Below are 23555 nucleotides of genomic sequence, written 5' to 3'. Positions count from 1 at the left end.
CGGGGCCGGTCAGTAGGGTGTGGGAACGGCCGCAGGTACACGCTGCCTGGGGGTGGCTATGGAGAGGGGACGCGCGTGACGGTCAACATGACCAAGGGTCAGGCCATCAGCCTGGAGAAGCAGGGCGGCGGCACGCTGACCGCGGTCCGGATGGGCCTCGGCTGGCAGGCGGCCAAGCGCCGGGGGCTGTTCGGCTCGCGCACCCGCGAGATCGACCTGGACGCCTCCGCGGTGCTGTTCGCCGACAAGCAGCCCGTGGACGTGGTGTTCTTCCGGCACCTGCAGAGCGACGACGGCTCGGTCCGGCACACCGGTGACAACCTGGTCGGCGGCGTCGGCCAGGGCGGGGACGACGAGGCCATCCTCGTCGACCTCCAGCGCGTGCCGGTGCACATCGACACGATCGTCTTCACGGTGAACTCCTTCACCGGCCAGACCTTCCAGGAAGTGCAGAACGCGTTCTGCCGCATCGTCGACGAGACCAACGGCCAGGAACTGGCCCGCTACACCCTCGACGGCGGCGGCCAGTACACCGCGCAGATCATGGCGAAGGTGTCCCGGGTCGGCTCCGGCTGGCAGATGACGGCCCTCGGCAACCCGGCCAACGGCCGGACCTTCCAGGACCTCATGCCGGCGATCCTGCCGCACCTGTAAGCACGACGGGGAACAAGAGAAGAAGGCACGGGGGAGGGGCTGCACGATGACGGCCGAACTGGTCCGGGGGCAGAACCACCCCGTGCCCCACAGCCGGGTGGAGGTCAGGGTCTCGGCCGGCACCGCGGTGCTCGCGCTGGCCTCGCTGGCCGACGAGCGGGGCCTGCTCACCGGCCCCGGGGCCCTGGCCCACCCCGGCGCCCCCGGCCTCCCCGGGGTCCAGGTGCCCGCCGCCCCCGGCGACCGGCACACCCTGGCCGTCGACCTCGACGCCGTCGCGGCGGAGGTCCACCGGATCGGCCTGCTCCTCGTCCTGCCGCCCGGCGGCCCCCCGCGTTTCGGCGCCGTCCCCGCCCCGCACCTCGCGGTGGCAGAGGCGGGCGGGAGCGAGTTCGCCTCCTTCGCCCTCACCGATCTGGACGCCGAGACCGCCCTGATCGCCCTGGAGCTCTACCGCCGCCAGGGCGCCTGGAAGGTCCGGGCCGTCGGCCAGGGGTACGCCGCCGGACTCGCCGCCCTCCTCGCCGACGGGGGACTGGCCGCGCCCGAGGCCGAGGCCCTGGCCGCCGACGCCCTGCGCACGGCCGCGCCCACCGGGGGCGGCGACCGCTCGCTCGCCGCCCTTCCGCCGCACGCGCGGGACACCGCGCGCCAGCCGGCCCCGCCGGAGCCCGCGGCAGCACCCGGGCCGCCGGAGCCGCTCCCGGTCTCCGGGGTCCCCTACGCCGGCACCCCGGACCCCGCCCCGGCCGCGCCCGCCGACGGCCGGCCCACCGTCGACTACGCCCACCCGCGCCGCCGCCGCACCACCACCGAGGCGCCCGAACCGGCCCCCCGCCCCGCGGCCGCCCCCGCCGACCCCGACGGGCCGCCCGTCCCCGTCGCCGGTGACGCCACCGGCTGGTCCATGGACGAGCGGCTCTACAACCAGGTCTGGGGCATGTTCGAGGACCTGGCCCGCAGCGTCGCGGCCTACCGCGGCGCCGTCGACTTCGCCGACTCCCGGCTGGACCGGGAGCTGGACGAGGCCCTGTCCGACCCGCGCCACCGCCTCGGCGGCGCCGGCGGCGACGCCCGGGAGACCGCCCGGGCCCGCCGCGACGACCTGGTCGCCCAGGCCCGCGCCGTCCTCGACCGGGACCTGGCCCAGCTCACCGCCGAGTCCGACGTGGTCGAACCCGCCCTCCCCGCCGCGTACGCCCGCTGGGACAACCCCGTCTGGCACGGCCAGGGCGTCCCGGAGGAGGGCCCCCTCGCCCTGCGCCTGGGCAACCTCAGCCTGCCCGAGAGCCCCGGGCTGAAGATCCCCATGCTGATGCGGCTCCCGATGGAGCGCGGCCTGTGGATCGACAACGGCCGCACCGGCTCCGAAGCCGCCATGACGATGGACACCGACCGGCTGCGCCGCGCCGCCATGGACATGGCCGTCGCCCACGCCGCCCGGCTGCTCGCCGTCCACCCGGCAGGCCGGATCTCCGTCCACGTGATCGACGCGGCCGGCGCGGGTGCCGCCTCGCTGGCCCCGCTGGTCCGCGCCGGGGTGCTGGCCGGGCCGCCCGCGACGGGCGCCGCCGGGGTGGCGCAGACCCTCGCGCGGCTGACCCGCCGGGTGGACCTCGTGCAGATGGCCCTGCGCGCGGGCGCGCCCGAGGACCTTCCCCCGGACCTGGACCCGGCCGAGCAGCTGCTCGTCGTGCACGACTTCCCGCACGGCTTCGACGACCGGGCCGTCACCCAGTTGCGCTACCTGGCGGACGAGGGCCCCTCGGTCGGCGTGCACCTGCTGATGGTGGCGGACCGGGACGAGGCCTCGGCGTACGGGCCGCTGCTGGACCCGCTGTGGCGTTCGCTGATGAGGCTGTCTCCCGTACCGGACCACCACCTCGCCGACCCCTGGGTCCAGCACGCCTGGACCTTCGAGCCGGACCTGCCCCCGCAGGGCAGCCGGGTCCTGGAGCAGGCACTGGAGCGCGTCGCACGGGCCCGCTGATGACCATCGGGTGACCCTTCTTTGGGGATCCCTTTACCTTTGACCCCTTCCGCGGGTACTCTGGAGCCTGCGGAGGGGAGTATTCCTGCTATTTCCTGCGCGGCGTACCCGTCAATACGGACTGCTCGGTTCCATCGACGCAGTGGTCCCGGGGCGCCGGCCCGCGGCCCGCGAGCCGCCCGGGTGGAAGAGACCTCCGGCAGCGATGACGCTGACCCTGTGCTGAGCCATCCGCCGGAGGCGTGAATACCGTGGACGTTTCGTTGACCCTATGGGTGCTGACCATTCTCGGTCTGGGCATCCTCATCGGCGCCGACTTCTTCATCGGCCGCAAGCCCCATGACGTGTCCGTCAAGGAAGCGGGCATCTGGACGGTCGTCTGGATCGTCCTCGCCGTCCTCTTCGGTCTGGGCCTGCTGTTCTTCGGCAACGGCCAGGCCTCCCAGGAGTTCTTCGCCGGCTTCATCACCGAGAAGTCCCTGAGCGTGGACAACCTGTTCGTCTTCGTCCTGATCATGGCGAAGTTCTCGGTGCCCTCCCACCTCCAGCAGCGCGTCCTGCTGGTCGGCGTGCTGATCGCCCTGGTCCTGCGCGCGGTGTTCATCGCCGCGGGCGCCGCGATCATCACCAGCTTCTCGTGGGTCTTCTACATCTTCGGCGCCTTCCTCGTCTACACCGCCTGGAAGCTGATCCAGGAGGCCCGCAAGGGCGAGGAGGAAGAGGAGTTCGAGGAGAACCGCCTCCTGAAGTCCATCGAGAAGAAGTTCGGCGTCGCCGACCGCTACCACGGCACCAAGCTGTTCATCCGCGACAACGGCAAGCGGATCCTGACCCCGCTGATGGTGGTCATGCTCGCCATCGGCACCACCGACGTCCTCTTCGCCCTGGACTCCATCCCCGCGATCTTCGGCCTCACCCAGGACCCGTACATCGTCTTCACCGCCAACGCCTTCGCCCTCATGGGCCTGCGCCAGCTGTACTTCCTCATCGGCGGCCTGCTCAAGAAGCTGGTCCACCTCAGCTACGGCCTGTCCGTGATCCTGGGCTTCATCGGCGTCAAGCTCGTGCTGCACGCCCTGCACGAGTCCGGGGTGCACGTCCCGCAGATCTCCATCCCGGTCTCCCTGGGCGTCATCTGCGGCGTCCTGGTGATCACCACGATCACCAGCCTGATCGCCTCGAAGAAGCAGGCGGCGACCGAAACCGCCGCCCAGGAGACCCGGAGCGTGGACGCCTGACGAGCGCCCGCGCACACGACGGGCCCGGGAGCACCCTCCCGGGCCCGTCGTCGTCCCCGCTACAACGGGCCGAGGTCGGAGACGGTCTCCGGAATCTTCCGGAGGCTGCGGAGTATCCGGGTCACCCGCGTCGCGAGTTCGTCCGCCTCCGCCGCTTCCATCGCGTGGTCCAGGCCCGCCGCCGTGGCCGCCTCGCGCACGTCCTTCACGTGGTCGGCCAGGTCCGTCACGATCTCGGCGGCCGCCGTCACCTGGCGGTCCAGTTCCTGCACCAACCGGTGCAGGGCCTGCGTCGGCGTCTCGTCCAGGGCGTCGGCCGGAGCCGTGGGATCGACGAAGGACTCGTCCGCCGGATCCGCGTCGGCGGTCACCGGCGCGTCGGGGTCGTTTCCGGCCGTGGTGCCCCGTCTGGTGTAGGCGCGGGTGCCGGACTCCTTCGTGAACGTCCGGTTGAACCAGGCCCGGGTGGCAGTGCCGGGCGTCGGAGCGCCGGTCGCGTCGACCTGTCCCGGCCTGCGGTCCCCCTCATTCATGGCGTTGAAGATCTCCCGTAGCAGACCGACGGCCATCACCGGGTTCTTGCGCATCGCCTCCAGGACGTTCGCCACGGTACGGCGTACCTTCTGCGCTTCCTTGCCCTCGTCGTCCTCGCGCTGGCCGACGATGGAACCGCGGTCGGCGTCGATGATGTCGAATGAGGCCAGCCAGTGGGGCGCGCGGAAGAGGAGGAGCTCGTCGAATGCCTCCCGGTCCGTCTCGGCCGAGGCCAGCAGCTCCGGAAGCCGCCGGCCGGACAGCGTGACGCCCTTGTGCCCGTGCGCCTTGGTGAGGACCTCGGCGACACGAGGGTTCCACGGGCTGGCGAAGGACTCCGACGTCAGGGCGGACCATGCCCTGACCCTGCGGTTGATGTCCTTGCCGATGAGCTGCGACGCCGCCGGCTCGCCCAGGGCGGACCGGATCTGTGCCCGCTTGGAAGACTGTGACTGGACGGGGAACAGCTCCATGAGCAGCCGCATCGAGCGGATGTCGCGCAGTTCTGCGGTCGTCGCGTCGGCGGGAATCCCGGGGAGCTCGGTCACCGGGGCGAGACCGGCGAGCACGTCGGCGGTCCGGTCGTCCAGCAGCCCCTGCGCGGAGTACGCGCCGAGCACACCGCGGCCCAGGGCCCGCCCGCGGTCGTTGGGCCCGAACTCGAGCGGCGGGTGCACGTGGTCGCGCCGGTTGCTGCCCTGCACGATGCGGAACAGCCGCTCGGGTGCGGAGGAGCCGATCACCAGCTGGGACTCGACCGACGCGATGGCCTTGGCGCGGTGCGCCCGGCTGTCCGTGTTCCCGGCCTGCTCGGCTTCCGCGTACTCCTGGTTGAGCAGTTCCGACAGGGCTGCAAGCCAGTAGCTCGGGTTGACCGAGATGCGGTTGTCCTCCTGCCCCAGCTTCTTGAACGGGACGCCGGTCAGCACCTCGGAGGAGGAGATGTCGAAGAGCTCCTGGCGGTACTTCGTCCTGTTGTTGCCGCGTACGGCCATCCAGCCCCAGTAGGACGACGGATAGCGCGTCCGGCCGTCCGGCTGCTCGGGGGGTTCCTCGTCCAGGCTGAAGTGCTGGGCGACGTACATGCAGGGCTCGACCTGCCCGTTGAGGGCCAGATCCTCAAGCAGGTCGTACGCACGCATCCCGTCGTGGTTCTCCAGGGAGTTGGCGGCCTGGTCCACCCGGGCGACCAGGGAGTGCCGGGTGGCGGCGGCGCTCTCCAGCGCCGTGAAGGTCCGCTCCGCCCCGTCCTCCGTCAGCCGCGACCACGGCCGCACGCGGGACAGGGTGGGGGAGCCGTGGGGCTGGGCCGGGTTCGCGACGGAGTGCCACCCCGAGCTGATGCGCTCGTTGTGCTCCCAGACGACGCCCCCGACGCCGTGCATGTTCACCGTGGCCAGCATCATCTGTCCGGCGTCGGTGCGCACCCACCGGAATCGGTCGGCCCGCAGCCGCCGGACACCGTCGGGTTCCTCCTCGGGATTCGTGAGGGAGTCCTTCGGACGGACTATGAACGGCGCGATGCTCTCCAGTGCGGCCCGGGGCGCGGTGACGCCCGGGGTGGCCAGAACGGCCTCCACCCACCTCTCCTGCCACTCGCGGGTGGACGGCAGGGGGAAGGGGCCGGGAGGTGGCGCGGACATGTTGGTTCTCCACTCTGCGGGACTTGGCGCTGAACGGCTGTGCCCGGCCTCCATACGGCAGGGGGCGCCGCATGGAGGCCGGGCGGGTTACTTCTTGAGGAAGAGCGCCACGAGGGCTGCGCCGGCGGCCAGTACGGCCGTGACCGCCATCACCACCTGGATCGGCCAGCGGCGGCTCTCCAGAGCCCTCAGGCGGGATTCGTGGTCCGTGATCCGGTCGGTTGAATCCCGGATCCCGTCGAGCTTCGAGGACATGCCGGCGAGGGACTCGCGCAGGGCCCTCAGCTCGGAGTGGAAGTCCGCCGCCGGGTACCCCGGACCCGGCCAGGCGTGGGGCAGGAGGACGGGCTGTTGCGGCGCGTACTGCGGGGCGAAGAAGGCCGCCGCCGGTAAGTGCTGGCTTCCGCCCTGGGCGACGGGAGCGGAGGGGTCGTCGGGTGCGGGTGTCATGAGTGATCCTCGGAGCGGTGCGTTCGCCGCGTCAGGCCGGTCCGTCCGGCTCGTCCGCCGACGCACCCGGGCGGGGCGTCGGGGAGTGGGCTGATGGCCGCACGCGCGTACGCCTGGCCGGTAGCCGCCCGCGGTCCGCTGCCGCCTGATGACGGTATGAGCCGAACACCGACCGCCTCTCCATGCGCTGCACCCGCCATCCCCGCGCTCCGCCGGAACCGGACGGAGCGCATGCGAGACCTGGCCCTTCGGGTGCATTCCCGTACGGGCCGCGGGAGTTAGGCCCGGCATGAGGCGCGCTCCGTGCATATGGATACACCATTTGGGCTATGCCGGTCCGACGGATGGCCGACTTGCCGCTGTACCGGTTCCGGATCGGGGCGGGTCACGCCACAGCGGGCTCGCTCCGCGCCGCGCGTGCCGGGGACGGCGCGGTCTCCGGCAGGAGGGCGAAGCAGGCGAGGCTGGTCAGGGCCACCGCCGTCAGGTACACCGCCACGCCCCACGGCGGGCCGGAGCCGGTCGCCAGGGCCGTCGCCACGATCGGGGTCAGCGCCCCGCCCAGGACCCCGCCCAGGTTGTAGCCGACGGCCGCGCCGGTGCAGCGGATCCGCGGCGCGTACAGCTCCGGCAGGTACGCGCCCACCACCGCGTACATCAGGACCATCGCCAGCAGCGCGCCGACGCAGCCCACCGCCGCCAGCAGCGGATCCCCACTGCTCAGCAGGGCCACGAAGGGGAACATCCACAGTGCGCAGGCGGCGCTGCCGGCCAGGCACATCGGCCGCCGCCCCCAGCGGTCGCCCAGCGCCGCCAGCGGGGCCGTCACCAGGCCCTTCAGCAGGACGGCGGCCATCACCACGGCCAGCATCAGGGTGCGGTCCATGTGCAGCGGGCCGGTGGTGTAGGCCAGGGACCAGGTGGTGACCGCGTAGAAGACGGCGTACCCGACCGACATCGCCCCGCCGGTCAGCAGGAGCAGCCGCCAGTGGACGCGCAGCACCTCCGGGAGCGGGGCCTCCGCCCGCCGGCCGGTCTCGGTGAGGGCCCGGAACTCCGGGGTCTCCTCCACCGAGCGGCGCAGCCACAGCCCGGCCAGCGCCAGCAGCCCGGCGCACCAGAACGGCACCCGCCAGCCCCACGCGGCGAACCGCGCCTCGCTCAGCAGGCCGGACAGGGCCAGGGTGAGGCCGTTGGCCAGCAGGAACCCGGCGGCCGGCCCCATCTGCGGGAAGCTGGACCACAGCCCGCGCCGCCCCTCGGGGGCGTGCTCGGCGGTCAGCAGCACCGCCCCGCCCCACTCCCCGCCGAGTCCGAGCCCCTGGAGGAAGCGCAGCAGGAGCAGCAGCAGGGGCGCGGCGGTCCCGAGGGAGGCGTACGAGGGCACGCACCCGACGCCCACCGTGGCCAGGCCGGTCAGCAGCAGCGAGGCGAGCAGCACCGGACGGCGCCCGTAGCGGTCGCCGACGTGCCCGAAGAGGACGGAGCCCAGCGGGCGGGCGAGGAAGCCGACGCCGAACGTGCCGAAGGCGGCGAGGGTTCCCGCGAGCGGGGAGAACGAGGGGAAGAACAGCGGGCCGAGCACCAGGGCGGCGGCCGTGCCGTAGGCGAAGAAGTCGTAGAACTCGATGGCGGTCCCGACCAGGGAGGCCAAGGCGAGCCGCAGCATCGGGACGGGGGGCGGGGAGGGGTGCTGTCGCATGGTGCAGCAACTACACCGGCCGGCCGCCCCGGGACACGCGTTCGGTCGAGGTCGACCGGAAGGAGCGCATGTGCCGCCGGACGTTGACGGCGGCACATGCGCCCGGTCACCAGCCCCGCTCGCGCCATTCCGCGAGGTGGGGGCGCTCCGTGCCGAGCATGGTGTCGTTCCCGTGGCCCGGGTAGACCCAGGTCTCGTCGGGCAGCTGACCGAAGATCTTGGTCTCGACGTCGTCGATCAGGCTGGCGAAGTTCTTCGCGTCGCCCCCGGTGTTGCCCACGCCGCCGGGGAAGAGGCAGTCGCCGGTGAACACGTGCGGGTGCCCGTGCGGGTCGTCGTAGACCAGGGCGATGGAGCCCGGGGTGTGGCCGACCAGGTGGCGGGCGGTCAGCGAGACCCGTCCGACCGTGATGGTGTCCCCGTCCTGGACCGGGACGTCCGTGGGGACCGGGATGCCCTCCGCGTCGAAGGCGCCCGCGTAGGTCCGCGCCCCGGTGGCGTCGACGACGGCCTGGAGCGCGCCCCAGTGGTCGCCGTGCCGGTGCGTGGTGACGACGGACGCGATGCCGTCGTCGCCGATCAGGTTCAGCAGCGTGTCCGGCTCGGCCGCCGCGTCGATCAGGAGCTGCTCGCCGGTGGCCCGGCAGCGCAGCAGGTACGCGTTGTTGTTCATGGAACCCACGGCGACCTTGGAGATCATCAGGTCCGCGAGTTCGTGCACGTCGGCGGGACCGCCGACCTTCACCGCTCCGCTGTACGTCATGTCGGAATCCTAGAGCGCGGGGAGTTCGGGCACGGCGTCGCCGGCCTCGATGGCGAGGTGGGCGCCCTTGGGTCCGCGGCCGGCCAGCCAGCCGAGCAGGTCGTCCTGCGCGCCGCTGAGGACCACCGGGGTGCCCTCGGTGCCGCCCGTGCGCGCGACGAACCGGCCGTCCGGGTACTGCAGGGTGACCGGCGGGACGTCGGGGCGGCCGGACCAGCGGTCGGCGAGGAAGGCGATCTCCCGCTCGGCGAACTCGTCCGGGAGGTCGGAGAGCTCGTAGCCGATGTTCAGGTCGACGTGGTGGAGCTCGACCTCGACGAGCCGGCGGAACGGCACGTTCGCCGCCAGGTCGGTGACCCCGTTGCGCAGCTCGACGGTGCGCTGCCAGTCCTGGGCGGGCTCGGCGGTGGCGAGGAAGCGGGCCGCGGAATCACGGAGGTCCGTCAGGTGTTCTTCCAGGGGCCGGCCGGAGTCGCGCTGGATGTCCGCGTCGCGGGCGGCGGCGCTCTCGTACATGGGGCGGCCCTCGAAGACGTTGACGAGGGCGTCGGCGTTGCGCGCCAGGTGGGCCAGGATGTGGCCGCGGGTCCAGCCCGGGAGATGTGACTCCTCGGAGAGGGAGGCGTTGTCCAGTTTCGCGACCGCGTTCAGCAGCCGTTCGGTGGCTTCACGTACAGAGGCCAGGTCGTGCACATGATCAGTCATGGGTCCGAGCCTAGTGGCCGGGAGGGCGCCGCCACACGATCGGGTGAAGCCCTCTTGCGCGTGCCGTAAATCGAATGTGCGTGCTATACGCTCGATAGTCCAGACACAGTCCATCGCAGAGGCGCCCCCCATACCCTGGACAAGCCGGGGGCCTGTGCCCCCGCTCTCTCAAGAAAGGTGCGGACCGGCGTGACCGACCGTCTCATCGTTCGTGGCGCTCGCGAGCACAACCTGAAGAACGTCTCGCTCGACCTGCCCCGCGATTCCCTCATCGTCTTCACCGGACTCTCCGGCTCGGGCAAGTCCTCCCTGGCCTTCGACACGATCTTCGCCGAGGGCCAGCGCCGCTACGTCGAGTCGCTCTCGTCGTACGCCCGCCAGTTCCTGGGGCAGATGGACAAGCCCGACGTCGACTTCATCGAGGGCCTCTCCCCGGCCGTCTCGATCGACCAGAAGTCGACCTCGCGCAACCCCCGCTCCACCGTCGGCACGATCACCGAGGTCTACGACTACCTCCGCCTGCTCTTCGCCCGCATCGGCAAGCCGCACTGCCCCGAGTGCCGGCGCCCGATCTCCCGGCAGTCGCCGCAGGCGATCGTCGACAAGGTCCTCGCGCTCCCCGAGGGCAGCCGCTTCCAGGTGCTGTCCCCGCTGGTCCGTGAGCGCAAGGGCGAGTTCGTCGACCTCTTCGCCGACCTCCAGACCAAGGGCTACAGCCGCGCCCGGGTGGACGGCCAGACGATCCAGCTCTCCGAGCCGCCCACGCTGAAGAAGCAGGAGAAGCACACCATCGAGGTGGTCATCGACCGCCTCACCGTCAAGGACAGCGCCAAGCGCAGGCTCACCGACTCCGTCGAGACCGCGCTCGGCCTCTCCGGCGGCATGGTCATCCTGGACTTCGTCGACCTCGCCGAGGACGACCCCGAGCGTGAGCGGATGTACTCCGAGCACCTCTACTGCCCGTACGACGACCTGTCCTTCGAGGAGCTGGAGCCGCGCTCCTTCTCCTTCAACTCCCCCTTCGGCGCCTGCCCCGAGTGCACCGGCATCGGTACGCGGATGGAGGTGGACCCGGAGCTGATCGTCCCGGACGAGGACAAGTCGCTGGACGAGGGCGCGGTCTCGCCCTGGTCGCTGGGGCACACCAAGGACTACTTCCAGCGGCTGGTCGGCGCGCTCGCCGGGGAGCTGGGCTTCCGTACCGACATCCCGTGGGCCGGACTGCCGCAGCGGGCCAAGAAGGCCCTGCTGTACGGGCACAAGACCCAGATCGAGGTCCGCTACCGCAACCGGTACGGGCGCGAGCGCGCTTACACCACGGCCTTCGAGGGCGCCGTGCCGTTCGTCAAGCGGCGGCACGCCGAGTCCGAGAGCGACGCCAGCCGCGAGCGCTTCGAGGGCTACATGCGCGAGGTGCCCTGTCCGACCTGTGAGGGCACGCGCCTGAAGCCGATCGTCCTCGCGGTGACGGTGATGGAGCGCTCCATCGCCGAGGTCGCCGCGATGTCGATCAGCGAGTGCGCCGACTTCCTGGGCCGGCTCAAGCTCGACGCCCGCGACAAGAAGATCGCCGAGCGGGTCCTCAAGGAGGTCAACGAGCGGCTCCGCTTCCTGGTCGACGTGGGCCTGGACTACCTCTCCCTCAACCGCGCCGCCGGCACCCTGTCGGGCGGCGAGGCCCAGCGCATCCGGCTGGCCACGCAGATCGGCTCCGGCCTGGTCGGCGTGCTCTACGTGCTGGACGAGCCGTCCATCGGCCTGCACCAGCGTGACAACCACCGGCTGATCGAGACGCTGGTGCGGCTGCGGGACATGGGCAACACGCTCATCGTCGTCGAGCACGACGAGGACACCATCAAGGTGGCCGACTGGGTCGTGGACATCGGCCCGGGCGCCGGGGAGCACGGCGGCAAGGTGGTGCACAGCGGCTCGCTGAAGGAGCTGCTGAAGAACGGCGAGTCGATGACCGGGCAGTACCTGTCCGGCAAGAGGTCCATCCCCGTCCCGGACGTCCGCCGGCCCGTGAACGGGGAGCGCCGGCTCACCGTCCACGGAGCCAAGGAGAACAACCTGCGGGACATCGACGTGTCCTTCCCGCTGGGCGTCCTCACGGCGGTCACGGGCGTGTCGGGCTCCGGCAAGTCCACCCTGGTCAACGACATCCTGTACACGCACCTGGCGCGCGAGCTGAACGGCGCACGGTCCGTACCCGGCCGGCACACGCGGGTGGAGGGCGACGACCTGGTCGACAAGGTCGTGCATGTCGACCAGTCCCCGATCGGCCGGACCCCGCGGTCCAACCCGGCGACGTACACGGGCGTCTTCGACCACGTGCGCAAGCTGTTCGCGGAGACGATGGAGGCGAAGGTCCGCGGCTACCTGCCGGGGCGCTTCTCCTTCAACGTCAAGGGCGGCCGGTGCGAGAACTGCTCCGGTGACGGCACGATCAAGATCGAGATGAACTTCCTGCCGGACGTGTACGTCCCGTGCGAGGTCTGCCACGGCGACCGGTACAACCGGGAGACGCTGGAGGTCCACTACAAGGGCAAGTCCATCGCGGAAGTCCTGAACATGCCGATCGAGGAGGCGCTGGAGTTCTTCGAGGCGGTCCCGACGATCGCGCGGCACCTGAAGACGCTGAACGAGGTGGGGCTGGGCTACGTCCGCCTCGGCCAGTCCGCGCCGACCCTGTCGGGCGGCGAGGCACAGCGCGTGAAGCTGGCGTCGGAGCTGCAGAAGCGGTCGACGGGGCGGACGGTGTACGTGCTGGACGAGCCGACGACCGGTCTGCACTTCGAGGACATCTCGAAGCTGATCAAGGTGCTGTCGGGGCTGGTGGACAAGGGGAACTCGGTGATCGTCATCGAGCACAACCTGGACGTCATCAAGACCGCGGACTGGGTCGTGGACATGGGCCCCGAAGGCGGCTACGGGGGCGGTCTCGTCGTCGCCGAGGGCACGCCGGAGCAGGTCGCGTCGGTGGGCGCGAGCCACACGGGGAAGTTCCTGCGGGACATCCTGGGGGCGGAGCGGATCTCCGACGCGGCGCCGGTGCCGGCGGCGCGGGGCGCGCGGAAGAAGGCGGCGGCCGCGCCGGCGAAGCGGGCCGCTGCGCGGCGCAAGGCGTAGCCGAGCCCGGAGCGGGGCCGGGGAGTCGCTCCCCGCCCCGCCCTTTCTCCGTTTCCACCTCGGGCGCCGGTGCGGCTCACCACACGGCGCTACCGCGCCCGCGCCTCAATCGCCGGCGGGGCTGGGTGGGGGCGGTGGGGGCTATGCGGCTACGCCCACCGCGTGGCCCGCCGTCGAGGGGTCGGACAGGGTGTCCAGGAGTGCCGTGGCCACGTCCGCGCGGGCGATGACACGGCCGGCCGGGACGTTGGCGTCGAGGGCGCGGCGGTAGCGGCCGGTGCCGGGCCGGTTCAGGAGGCGGGGCGGGCGGATGACCGTCCAGCGGAGTCCGCTCGCGGCGATGGCGGCCTCCATCACCGCCAGGTCCGCGTACAGGTCGCGCAGCGCCCACTTCAGCAGCGGGTAGCCCACCTTCCGCAGCAGCAGGCCGTCCCCCTCCGCGTCCGGCCCCAGCGGCGCCGCGCTGACCGCCGTGAGACGCCCGACCCCCGTCCGTTCCATCGCCGCGACCACCGACCGCAGGGCCGGGCCGGTGACCGGCGCCAGCCGGGCCTGCTTGTTGCCCGCGGCGCCGAGCGCCGAGACCACCGCGTCGCGCCCCGCCAGGACCGGCAGCAGGGCCGACTCCTGCGTCAGGTCGGCCACCACCGCCACCGTGAGGCGGTCCTGGGCGGGCACGTCCAGCCGGGCGGGGTCGCGGACGACCGCGGTCACCTCGTGGCCGGCCGCCAGGGCCTGCCGGACCACCTCGCGGCCGACACCGCCCGTCGCTCCGAACACCGTGATCTTCATCGTGGGTCCCTGTCGGTGAGAAGTGGTGGGTGAGTATTCACTCACCCCCTTGTCCACTAGGGTGAGTGAATGCCCACCCCGAAGTCAACCCGCCCCGCCTCCGAGCGGCTGCTGGACGCCGCCGAGACCCTGATGCGCACCGTCGGCCTCGCCAACACCACCACCAAGGCCATCGCCCGGGAGGCCGGCTGCTCCGAGGCCGCGCTCTACAAGCACTACGCCAACAAGGAGGAGCTGTTCGTGCGGGTGCTCATGGAGCGCACGCCCAACGCCGGGCCGCTCATGGCCGCGCTGGGCGGCGGCCCCGGCGAGGGCCCCCTCCAGGAGGCACTCGCCGACATCGCGCGGCACGCCTCGCTGTTCTACGCCGAGGCCATGCCGATGGCCGCCTCCCTGTTCGCCGAGCCCGCCCTGCTCACCCGCCACCGCGAGGGGGTCCAGGAGATCGGCCAGGGCCCGCACGTGGTGCGCGACGCCCTCGAAGGACGGCTGCGCCGGGAGCTCGACGCCGGCCGGCTCCGGGCGGACGCCGACCCCCGCGCCACCGCCGCGCTGCTGCTGGGCGCCTGCTTCCAGCGGGCGTTCTTCCTGCACTTCTCCGGCGCCGAGACGGTCCAGCCGGTCGAGGAGTTCGCCCCCGCGCTCGCCCGTACCCTGTGGGCCGCTATCGGCTGAGGCCGAGCTCGGCCGCGTACGGCGGCTCGCAGCCGGCCCGGGTGCAGGTCAGCGCGGCCGCGTGGGCCGCGTACGCCAGCACGTCGGGCCAGTCCGCCGCGCCGGGGTCCCCCGCCCCCGCGAGCCGGTGCAGCAGCGCCGCGTTGACGGTGTCGCCCGCGCCGATCGTGTCCGCGACCGTCACCGGGCGGGCCGCGGCGCTGTGCTCGGCCCCGTCCGCCGTCCACACCGTCAGCCCCGCCGCGCCCCGGGTCAGCACCACCGCCGAGGGCCCCGCCGCCAGCCAGTCCCCGACCCGGCCGCCCAGCCAGTCCGCGTCCTCCTCCGACAGCTTCAGCACGGACACGTACGGCAGCCGCGCCAGGAACCGCGCCCGGTAGCCGGCCGGGTCCGCGATCAGGGCCGGGCGGATGTTGGGGTCCAGCAGGGTCAGCAGCCCGCGCCCCGACTCCCGCCGCAGCAGCGCCTCGTACGCGCTCGCCCCCGGCTCCAGCACCAGCGAGCAGGTCCCCAGCGCCAGGGCCCGCGCCCCCGGCGGCAGCGCGGGCGGCAGGGCGAACAGCCGGTCGGCGGTGCCCTCCACGTAGAACCCGTACGCGGCCGAGCCGTCCGGGCCCAGCGAGGGCACGGCCAGCGTGGTCGGCTCGGGCCCCCGCTGCACCAGCGCCAGGTCCACCCCGGCGGCCCGCAGCCCGGCCAGCAGGGTCTCGCCGAAGCCGTCCGCCGACACCCGGGAGCAGAAGGCCACCGCGGCTCCGAGGCGGCCCAGCGCCAGAGCGGTGTTGTACGGGCCGCCGCCGGGCCGGGGCAGCAGCGCGCCCGGCGGCTGCGCCAGGGGCACGAGGTCGATCAGGGCTTCTCCGCCGACGACGATCACGCGGGGGAAGCTATCCCATCGGGCGCCGGTAGGGTCGGGTGGGCCCCGCCCGGGGCCCGCCACCTCGTGCCAGGAGAACCGCATGTCCGCGTCCCAGCCCGCCGCCCGCCGTACCGTCCTCAAGGGCGCCGCCGCGCTCGCCGGGGCCGTGGGCGCGGGGACGGCGCTCTCCGCCTGCTCGACCGGGGGCGGCAGCGGCGCGGGCGGCCCCGCCGTCCCGAAGGAGCCGGTCGAGCTGGGTGCCGCGACGGAGGTCCCGGTCGGCGGCGCGAAGTTGTTCCGTGAGCACAAGCTCGTCGTCAGCTGCCCGACGGAGGGCCAGTACAAGGCGTTCAGCGCCCAGTGCACCCACGCCGGCTGCGTCCTCGACACGGTCGACAAGGGCGAGGGCAACTGCCCCTGCCACGGCAGCCGCTTCGACGTCACCACCGGCAAGGTCCTGCGCGGCCCGGCCGCCGAGCCCCTCCCGGCCGTCCCGGTCAAGGCGGAGAACGGCAAGCTGATCGCGGGCTGACCGGGGCGGCCGCTAACCCCAGTCCCAGGCGATGCCCAGGATCCCCGGGCGGACCGCCTGCTCCACCAGGTGGACCGCGCGGTGTCCGCCGCTGGGGGTGAGGTCGGCCAGGCCCCGGCGCGGGGCCTGCGGGGAGGCGCGGGCGAAGCGGTGGCAGCGGACCGGCAGCGCCGCCTCGTCGAAGCGGACCTGGAGCATGTACTGGCCGCCCGCGTAGCTGAACCCGCGGACGTACTCCGTGCTGCGCGCGCCCGTGCCGTCCTCGACGCCGTAGCCGAAGACGTACGTGTCCCCGCGCCGCAGCCGCGCGTCGAAGAGCAGTTCCGCCACCACCACCCCGGCCTCCTGGTGGCAGCGCACCCGGCCCGTGCGGCAGTTCTCGTACGCCGTCACCGCCACCCGGGCCGCGTCGCAGCCGGGGTCGCCGTGGTGGACGGCCAGGTAGCGGTCGACCCCGTCGCGGTGGGCCCGCACGATCTGCTGCGACTCGCGCGTGCGCAGTTCGCCGTCCGGGCCGATGCGGACCCGCTCGTGGTGGCCGACCGAGTGCAGGCCGCCGTCCGCCGGCAGCTCCATCGCCGCCACCAGCCCCTCCACCACGGCGCCGACGCTCACCAGGGCCCGGTACGGGCGGGCGGCCGGGCGGGCCGGGCCGGGGGGCGGGGCCGGTTCGGCCAGCAGGCGCAGCAGGGAGCCCCGGGGGAGCTCCAGGATCTCCTCCAGGGCGGACACGGCCCGCAGCGACTCCCGGTGGCGCGGGCGCCGGGCGCCCTGCTGCCAGTAGCTGAGGCTGGTCACCCCGAGCTTGATGCCGCGCGCCGCGAGCCGGTGCTGCACCCGGTGCAGGGGCAGTCCGCGCGCGGCGAGGGCGGCGCGCAGGGCCAGGTGGAAGGGGCCGGCGTGCAGCAGCCGCCCGAGTCCGGCCGCGTCCGTGGTGTCCGCGGGGTCCGCCGCGGCGGGCGTGTCGCCGGTCGGCCGCATGGCGACTCTCCTCTGTGAACGTTCACACGCGCCGGGGTGGGGGGCCGGGCCGCGGGTCCGGGAGACCAGGTGGAACGAGAGCAACCGTTCACACCGCAGTCCCACCGTTCACACTGCAATGTCACCGCGTATTGAAGCGTGTTGACCTGATCGCGACAACACCCTGATGCTCCTCCACAGCGTCCGGACGCGCTCCTCCATCCCCCCCACCACCTCGGGTCCCCACCTCGGGAGGAACGCGATGCGCAACAGAAGAGGGCGGCTTTCGCCGGCCGCCTCACTGATATCCGCCCTGCTGCTCGTACTGCTGCCCCTCGGTCTCGGCGCCGGCACCGCAACCGCCGCCCCGGCCGCGGACCCGGGCGCCGCCGCCCAGGCACTGGCGTACAAGCGGCTCGACATCACCATGCAGGCGCAGCAGAAGAACAACTGGTGCTGGGCCGCGAGCGGCAACACCATCGCCACCTGGTTCGGCCGCGCCTACAGCCAGAACCAGTTCTGCAACGCCGCCTTCAACCGCCAGCAGGGCACCGAGTGCCCCAACAACCAGGCCACGCTGGGCAACGTCCAGACCGCGCTGCGCTGGGCCGGCATCAACTCCGGCAGCTACGTGACCGGCTGGCTCCAGTACTCCACCGTCCAGACCGAGATCAACGCCAACCGGCCCGTCGAGACCCGGATCCAGTGGTCGGGCGGCGGCGGCCACATGCACGTCCTCTACGGGTACGACACCGCGAGCAGCTGGGTCTACTGGGGCGACCCCTGGCCCTCGAACGACCGCTACAACTGGGCCTCGCACGCCTGGTACGTGGACAACGACACCTTCTCCTGGACCCACTCCCTCTACCGGATCGGGGCGTGACCGCGTGACCGCCAAGACCGCACGCGCCGCCGCCGTGGCCCTCGCGGCCGCCGCCCTGGCCGCCGCCCTGGGCGGACAGGCCTCGGCCGCGCCCGTCCCCCCGCCGCCGACCGCCACCGCCGAGAACCGGGCCGCCGCCCACGAGGCCGCCGCCGCGCCGGACACCCTGGCGACCCTGTCCAGGTTCTTCGCCCGGGAGGGGAAGGTGTCGGTGGCCGCGGCCCGGCCCCGGATCGAGGGGGACGCGGTCCCCGTCAGCTACCTGGCGCCGGACTTCGTCGCAGGGAAGGCCGGGGCCCCCGTGGCCAGGCTGGAGTTCCTGGCCTCCCAGGCCGTGTCCTCGGACGGGCAGAAGGCGGCCCTGTGGACCGCGAAGACCGGGGCCGGCTGGCAGGTCGTGAACATCGCCACTGGCGACGACGAGTTCCGCTACGCGGCGCTCGGAGCCGCGAAACTGCCCGGCGGGACCGTGTTCCGGGAGCCGCAGATCGACGCCTGGTACGTCGCCGGGGGCGAGCGGGTGCTGCCGCTGGACGAGGACGCCGTGCGGGCCGTGGGCCCGGCCGGGGTCTCGCTCGGGGCGTACCGGGCGCGGGTCGCCACGGCGTACGGGGACAAGCTGCCGGGGTCCGCGTACGCGCGGCGGGGCCTGGCGGGGGGCTACACCGAGGCGGGGCCGTCCGCCGCCGGTGACGGTACCGGTGCCGGGGGCGGGCCGGGGGTGGTGCTCGCCGGCGGGGCCGGGGCGCTGGCGCTGGGCGCGGCGGGGGCCGTCGCCCTCCTGCGGCGGCGCCGCACCGCCGGGGGCTGACCCCCGGGCCCCCTTCCCGCGGGGTCCGGCCCGGCCGTGGTGGCCGGGCCGGGCCCCGCGAGGCTGTGGATGGCCGCCGGTACGGTTCGTTGTCGTAGCGCGCCAGTAGGGTGGGCGGCATGGCCGACCCTTCCAGCTACCGACCCAAGCCCGGGGAGATTCCCGACTCCCCTGGGGTCTACAAGTTCCGCGACGAGCACCGCCGGGTGATCTACGTCGGGAAGGCCAAGAGCCTGCGCCAGCGGCTGGCCAGCTACTTCCAGGACCTCGCCGGCCTGCACCCGCGCACCGCCACCATGGTCACCACGGCCGCCTCCGTCGAGTGGACCGTCGTCTCCACCGAGGTCGAGGCGCTGCAGCTGGAGTACTCCTGGATCAAGGAGTTCGACCCCCGGTTCAACGTGAAGTACCGGGACGACAAGAGCTACCCGTCCCTCGCCGTCACCCTGAACGAGCAGTATCCGCGCGTGCAGGTCATGCGGGGGCCCAAGAAGAAGGGCGTGCGCTACTTCGGGCCCTACGGGCACGCCTGGGCGATCCGCGAGACCGTCGACCTGATGCTCCGGGTGTTCCCCGTGCGCACCTGCTCGGCCGGGGTCTTCAAGCGCTCCGCCCAGATCGGCCGGCCCTGTCTGCTCGGCTACATCGGCAAGTGCTCGGCGCCCTGCGTCGGCCGGATCAGCCCCGAGGACCACCGCGAACTCGCCGAGGAGTTCTGCGACTTCATGGCCGGCCGCACCGGCGCCTACCTCTCCCGGCTGGAGAAGGAGATGCACGCGGCGGCCGAGGAGATGGAGTACGAGAAGGCCGCCCGGCTGCGCGACGACATAGGGGCCCTGCGCCGGGCCATGGAGAAGAACGCCGTCGTCCTCGCGGACGCCACCGACGCCGACCTGATCGCCGTCGCCGAGGACGAGCTGGAAGCGGCCGTGCAGATCTTCCACGTCCGCGGCGGCCGGGTCCGCGGCCAGCGCGGCTGGGTCACCGACAAGGTCGAGGCCGTCGACACCGCCGGGCTCGTCGAGCACGCCCTCCAGCAGCTCTACGGGGAGGAGAGCGGCGAGAGCGTGCCCAAGGAGGTGCTCGTCCCGGTGGTCCCCGACGACGCGGCCGCGCTCGGGCAGTGGCTGGCGCAGCGGCGCGGGTCCCAGGTCAGCCTGCGCGTCCCGCAGCGCGGGGACAAGAGGTCCCTGATGGAGACCGTCCACCGCAACGCCCAGCAGTCCCTCGCCCTGCACAAGACCAAACGCGCCGCCGACCTCACCACCCGCTCCCGCGCCCTGGAGGAGATCGCCGAGGCGCTGGAGCTCGACGGGGCGCCCCTGCGCATCGAGTGCTTCGACATCTCCCACCTCCAGGGCGAGGACGTGGTCGCGTCCATGGTCGTCTTCGAGGACGGACTCGCCCGTAAGAGCGAGTACCGCAGGTTCCAGGTCAAGGGCTTCGAGGGGCAGGACGACGTCCGCTCCATGCACGAGGTCGTCTCGCGGCGCTTCAAGCGCTACCTCCAGGAGAAGCTGAAGACGGGGGAGTGGTCCCCCGAGGACGGCGAGCCTGAGGATGACGGCCGCCCCAAGCGGTTCGCCTACCCGCCCCAGCTCGTCGTCGTCGACGGCGGGCAGCCCCAGGTGGCGGCGGCCAAGCGGGCCCTGGAGGAGCTCGGCATCGACGACGTCGCCGTGTGCGGCCTCGCCAAGCGGCTGGAGGAGGTCTGGCTGCCCGGTGAGGACGACCCGGTGGTCCTGCCCCGCACCAGCGAGGGCCTCTACCTGCTCCAGCGGGTGCGTGACGAAGCCCACCGCTTCGCCATCCAGTACCAGCGCAGCAAGCGCGGCAAGCGGCTGAAAGCGGGCCCCCTGGACGAGGTGCCCGGCCTCGGCGAGAGCCGCCGGCTCGCCCTCGTGAAGCACTTCGGTTCGGTGAAGAAGCTGAGACAGGCGACAATCGACCAGATCTGCGAGGTCCCCGGCATAGGCCGCAAGACGGCCGAGACCGTGGCGGCGGCCCTCGCCCAGGCCGTTCCCGCCGGTCCTGCCGTCAACACGGCGACAGGAGAGATCATTGAGGACGAGGCCCCCGCGCCCGCGGGGCCTGCGTCCGAACGGGGGACCGAGCAATGACCGAGCACGAGACCGAGCACGACCGAGACGGAGCACAGGTGAGTACGGGCACGACAGCGGAGTCCGGCGACAACGCCGAGGCCGCCATCCCCGAGCTGGTGATCATCTCCGGCATGTCCGGAGCCGGCCGCAGCACGGCGGCCAAGTGCCTGGAGGACCTCGGCTGGTTCGTCGTCGACAACCTGCCGCCCGCGCTGATCCCCACCATGGTGGAGCTCGGCGCCCGCTCCCAGGGCAACGTGGCGCGCATCGCCGTCGTCGTCGACGTCCGCGGCCGCCAGTTCTTCGACGCCCTGCGCGAGTCCCTCGCCGACCTGGAGGCCCGCGGGGTCACCCGCCGCATCGTCTTCCTGGAGTCCTCCGACGACGCCCTGGTCCGCCGCTTCGAATCGGTGCGCCGCCCGCACCCCCTCCAGGGCGACGGCCGCATCGTCGACGGCATCGCCGCCGAGCGCGACCTGCTGCGCGAGCTGCGCGGGGACGCCGACCTGGTCATCGACACCTCCAGCCTGAACGTGCACGAGCTGCGCGCGAAGATGGACGCCCAGTTCGCGGGCGACGAGGAGCCCGAGCTGCGGGCCACCGTGATGTCCTTCGGCTTCAAGTACGGCCTGCCCGTCGACGCCGACCTCGTCGTCGACTGCCGCTTCATCCCCAACCCGCACTGGGTCCCCGAGCTGCGCCCCTTCACCGGGCTCAACGAGGAGGTGTCGGGCTACGTCTTCAGCCAGCCCGGCGCCAAGGAGTTCCTCGACCGCTACACCGAGCTGCTCCAGCTCATCGCCGCCGGCTACCGGCGCGAGGGCAAGCGGTACGTGACCATCGCGGTCGGCTGCACCGGCGGCAAGCACCGCAGCGTCGCCATGTCCGAGAAGCTCGCCGCCCGGCTCGCCTCCGAGGGAGTCGAGACCGTCGTCGTCCACCGGGACATGGGGCGCGAGTGACCGGACGGACCCTGCGGCTGCGCCGCCTGCGCCGTCTGACCCCCGCCCGGGGCGAGGACGGCGCGGGCCGCGCCGGCCGCCGCGGGGCCGCCAAGGTGGTCGCGCCCAAGGTCGTCGCCCTCGGCGGCGGCATGGGCCTGTCGGCCTCCCTCGCCGCCCTGCGCCGGATCACCGGGGAGCTCACCGCGGTGGTCACCGTCGCCGACGACGGCGGCTCCAGCGGCCGGCTCCGCGAGGAGCTGAGCGTGCTGCCGCCCGGCGACCTGCGCAAGGCGCTGGCCGCGCTGTGCGGGGACGACGACTGGGGCCAGACCTGGGCCCGCGTCATCCAGCACCGCTTCCAGTCCCAGGGGGACCTCCACGGGCACGCCGTCGGCAACCTGCTGATCGTCGCCCTGTGGGAGCAGCTCGGCGACCCCGTCCAAGCCCTCGACCTCGTGGGGAAGCTCCTCGGGGCGCAGGGCCGGGTCCTGCCGATGTCGGCGGTGCCGCTGGAGCTCCAGGCCCTGGTCAAGGGGCACGATCCGGCGCGCCCGGACGAGGTGGACACCGTCCGGGGGCAGGCCACCGTGGCCCTGACCCCGGGCGAGGTGCTCTCCGTCCAGGTGGTGCCGGGCGACCCGCCGGCCGTGCCGGAGGCCGTCGCCGCCGTGCTCGACGCCGACTGGGTGGTGCTCGGGCCGGGCTCCTGGTTCTCCTCCGTCATCCCGCACCTGCTGGTGCCGGAGCTGCTGGACGCGCTGGCGGCGACGAAGGCCCGCAAGGTCCTCTCGCTGAACCTCGCCCCCCAGCCGGGCGAAACAGAGGGCTTCTCTCCGCAGCGTCATTTGGAGGTTTTGGCCCGACACGCCCCTAAACTCGCCCTGGACGTGGTGCTGGCCGACGAGGCCGCCGTGCCCGACCGCGAGTCCCTCGCCGATGCCGCGAAGCGGTTCGGTGCGGCGGTCGAGCTGGCGCCGGTGGCCAGGCAGGACGGCTCTCCGAAGCACGACCCGGAGCTGCTGGCCGCCGCGTACGACCGTATTTTTCGGATGCATGGAAGGATCGGCCCATGGCGATGACGCCTGCGGTGAAGGATGAGATCTCCCGCCTCCCCGTCACCCGGACCTGCTGCAGGAAGGCGGAGGTCTCGGCGATCCTTCGGTTCGCGGGCGGCCTGCACCTGGTGAGCGGCCGGATCGTCATCGAGGCGGAACTGGACACCGGGATCGCCGCCAGACGGCTGCGCAAGGACATCCTGGAGATCTTCGGCCACTCCTCCGACCTGGTGGTCATGGCCCCGGGCGGCCTGCGCCGCGGCAGCCGCTTCGTGGTCCGGGTCGTCGCCGGCGGGGACCAGCTGGCCCGCCAGACCGGCCTCGTGGACGGCCGCGGCCGCCCCATCCGCGGGCTGCCCCCGCAGGTGGTCTCCGGGGCGACCTGTGACGCCGAGGCGGCCTGGCGCGGTGCCTTCCTGGCCCACGGCTCCCTCACCGAGCCGGGCCGCTCCTCCTCGCTGGAGGTCACCTGCCCCGGCCCCGAGGCAGCCCTGGCCCTGGTGGGTGCCGCCCGACGGCTCTCGATCGCCGCGAAGGCGCGCGAGGTGCGCGGCGTGGACCGGGTCGTCGTCCGCGACGGCGACGCGATCGGCGCCCTGCTGACCCGCCTCGGCGCGCACGAGTCGGTGCTGGCCTGGGAGGAGCGGCGGATGCGGCGCGAGGTGCGCGCCACGGCCAACCGCCTCGCCAACTTCGACGACGCCAACCTGCGCCGCTCGGCGCGGGCCGCGGTGGCCGCCGGAGCCCGGGTCCAGCGCGCGCTGGAGATCCTCGGCGAGGAGGTCCCCGAGCACCTCGCCGCGGCCGGCCGGCTGCGCATGGAGCACAAGCAGGCCTCCCTGGAGGAGCTGGGCGCGCTCGCCGACCCGCCGCTGACCAAGGACGCCGTCGCGGGCCGGATCCGCCGCCTGCTGGCGATGGCCGACAAGCGGGCGCAGGACCTCGGCATCCCCGGCACCGAGTCCAACCTGGACCTCAGCGAGGAGCTGGCGGACAACATGGCCGGCTGAGACGGGAGTTCCCCGTCCGCGCCCGCCCACCCCGCCGGGCCCGGCGGACCCGGCCCGCACGATCGTCCGTGCGGGCCGGGTCCCGTTTGTCCCATTGACATGGGCATCGCCGGATCGTGAGCCT

At 73.1% G+C, this 23555-nt stretch carries 20 protein-coding genes; 12 read left to right on the top strand and 8 right to left on the bottom strand.

The features are described 5' to 3' along the window. Positions 1-75: 75 nt before the first annotated feature. The 3 genes from ACFY0O_RS06870 to ACFY0O_RS06860 all read left to right on the top strand — a co-directional run bounded on the left by ACFY0O_RS06870 (position 76) and on the right by ACFY0O_RS06860 (position 3882). Positions 76-654, top strand: a complete 579-nt coding sequence (locus ACFY0O_RS06870; RefSeq protein WP_358893165.1) for a TerD family protein — start codon at positions 76-78, stop codon at positions 652-654. Positions 655-700: 46 nt separating this feature from the next. Next, complete coding sequence (locus tag ACFY0O_RS06865; RefSeq protein WP_388943696.1) at positions 701-2644, top strand: TerD family protein; 1944 nt, start codon at positions 701-703, stop codon at positions 2642-2644. A gap of 251 nt (positions 2645-2895) precedes the next feature. Continuing rightward, a complete protein-coding gene (locus ACFY0O_RS06860; RefSeq protein WP_388943694.1) occupies positions 2896-3882 on the top strand; it encodes a TerC family protein in 987 nt (328 codons plus the stop codon). A gap of 59 nt (positions 3883-3941) precedes the next feature. Here ACFY0O_RS06860 and ACFY0O_RS06855 read toward each other — a convergent pair whose 3' ends face one another. The 5 genes from ACFY0O_RS06855 to ACFY0O_RS06835 all read right to left on the bottom strand — a co-directional run bounded on the left by ACFY0O_RS06855 (position 3942) and on the right by ACFY0O_RS06835 (position 9679). Beyond that, positions 3942-6059: a hypothetical protein gene (locus tag ACFY0O_RS06855; protein WP_388943691.1), complete on the bottom strand. Its 2118-nt coding sequence runs from the start codon at positions 6057-6059 to the stop codon at positions 3942-3944. Between the two features lie 87 nt (positions 6060-6146). Then, a complete protein-coding gene (locus ACFY0O_RS06850) occupies positions 6147-6509 on the bottom strand; it encodes a hypothetical protein (protein WP_388943688.1) in 363 nt (120 codons plus the stop codon). A 385-nt stretch (positions 6510-6894) separates the two neighbouring features. Continuing rightward, entirely contained in the window at positions 6895-8178 is a 1284-nt protein-coding gene (locus ACFY0O_RS06845; RefSeq protein WP_388944506.1) for an MFS transporter, read from the bottom strand. Positions 8179-8317: 139 nt separating this feature from the next. After that, positions 8318-8974, bottom strand: a complete 657-nt coding sequence (locus tag ACFY0O_RS06840; protein WP_388943685.1) for an MBL fold metallo-hydrolase — start codon at positions 8972-8974, stop codon at positions 8318-8320. A gap of 9 nt (positions 8975-8983) precedes the next feature. Then, positions 8984-9679, bottom strand: coding sequence for a maleylpyruvate isomerase family mycothiol-dependent enzyme (locus ACFY0O_RS06835; protein ID WP_388943682.1), 696 nt, complete (start codon positions 9677-9679; stop codon positions 8984-8986). Positions 9680-9868: 189 nt separating this feature from the next. Between ACFY0O_RS06835 and uvrA the strand changes: the two genes are divergently transcribed. Next, positions 9869-12808 (top strand): excinuclease ABC subunit UvrA, encoded by a 2940-nt coding sequence (gene uvrA / locus ACFY0O_RS06830; RefSeq protein ID WP_388943679.1) that lies wholly within the window; start codon positions 9869-9871, stop codon positions 12806-12808. Between the two features lie 141 nt (positions 12809-12949). Here the strand turns inward: uvrA and ACFY0O_RS06825 are convergent, their stop codons facing one another. Beyond that, positions 12950-13600, bottom strand: a complete 651-nt coding sequence (locus tag ACFY0O_RS06825; protein WP_388943677.1) for an NAD(P)-dependent oxidoreductase — start codon at positions 13598-13600, stop codon at positions 12950-12952. A gap of 69 nt (positions 13601-13669) precedes the next feature. Between ACFY0O_RS06825 and ACFY0O_RS06820 the strand changes: the two genes are divergently transcribed. Next, on the top strand, positions 13670-14275 hold the full coding sequence (locus tag ACFY0O_RS06820; protein WP_388943675.1) for a TetR/AcrR family transcriptional regulator: 606 nt from the start codon (positions 13670-13672) through the stop codon (positions 14273-14275). Here ACFY0O_RS06820 and ACFY0O_RS06815 read toward each other — a convergent pair. Further along, a complete protein-coding gene (locus ACFY0O_RS06815; protein ID WP_388943672.1) occupies positions 14265-15152 on the bottom strand; it encodes a carbohydrate kinase in 888 nt (295 codons plus the stop codon). The genes ACFY0O_RS06820 and ACFY0O_RS06815 overlap by 11 nt on opposite strands. 82 nt (positions 15153-15234) lie before the next feature. Here ACFY0O_RS06815 and ACFY0O_RS06810 point away from each other — a divergent pair, with 82 nt between their 5' ends. After that, a complete protein-coding gene (locus ACFY0O_RS06810) occupies positions 15235-15666 on the top strand; it encodes a Rieske (2Fe-2S) protein (protein ID WP_388943670.1) in 432 nt (143 codons plus the stop codon). A 12-nt stretch (positions 15667-15678) separates the two neighbouring features. Here ACFY0O_RS06810 and ACFY0O_RS06805 read toward each other — a convergent pair whose 3' ends face one another. Next, positions 15679-16647, bottom strand: coding sequence for a hypothetical protein (locus ACFY0O_RS06805; protein ID WP_388943667.1), 969 nt, complete (start codon positions 16645-16647; stop codon positions 15679-15681). Positions 16648-16888: 241 nt separating this feature from the next. Between ACFY0O_RS06805 and ACFY0O_RS06800 the strand changes: the two genes are divergently transcribed. The 6 genes from ACFY0O_RS06800 to whiA all read left to right on the top strand — a co-directional run bounded on the left by ACFY0O_RS06800 (position 16889) and on the right by whiA (position 23431). Further along, positions 16889-17509 (top strand): papain-like cysteine protease family protein, encoded by a 621-nt coding sequence (locus tag ACFY0O_RS06800; RefSeq protein WP_358893154.1) that lies wholly within the window; start codon positions 16889-16891, stop codon positions 17507-17509. 4 nt (positions 17510-17513) lie between these two features. Then, a complete protein-coding gene (locus ACFY0O_RS06795) occupies positions 17514-18320 on the top strand; it encodes a hypothetical protein (RefSeq protein WP_388943665.1) in 807 nt (268 codons plus the stop codon). 119 nt (positions 18321-18439) lie between these two features. Beyond that, positions 18440-20440, top strand: a complete 2001-nt coding sequence (uvrC, locus tag ACFY0O_RS06790) for an excinuclease ABC subunit UvrC (RefSeq protein WP_388943662.1) — start codon at positions 18440-18442, stop codon at positions 20438-20440. Continuing rightward, entirely contained in the window at positions 20437-21384 is a 948-nt protein-coding gene (gene rapZ / locus ACFY0O_RS06785) for an RNase adapter RapZ (protein WP_358893151.1), read from the top strand. Before uvrC ends, rapZ begins: the two co-directional genes overlap by 4 nt. Then, positions 21381-22445 carry a uridine diphosphate-N-acetylglucosamine-binding protein YvcK gene (gene yvcK / locus ACFY0O_RS06780; RefSeq protein WP_388943659.1) on the top strand — a complete coding sequence of 355 codons (1065 nt, stop codon included), beginning with the start codon at positions 21381-21383 and terminating at the stop codon, positions 22443-22445. The genes rapZ and yvcK overlap by 4 nt, the downstream gene beginning before the upstream one ends. After that, complete coding sequence (gene whiA, locus ACFY0O_RS06775; protein WP_030237199.1) at positions 22436-23431, top strand: DNA-binding protein WhiA; 996 nt, start codon at positions 22436-22438, stop codon at positions 23429-23431. The genes yvcK and whiA overlap by 10 nt, the downstream gene beginning before the upstream one ends. Positions 23432-23555 lie beyond the last annotated feature (124 nt).

This window comes from Streptomyces sp. NPDC001594 (assembly GCF_042893675.1).
In the GTDB taxonomy this organism is placed as follows: domain Bacteria; phylum Actinomycetota; class Actinomycetes; order Streptomycetales; family Streptomycetaceae; genus Streptomyces.
This window is presented reverse-complemented; position numbering and strand designations above follow the sequence as displayed.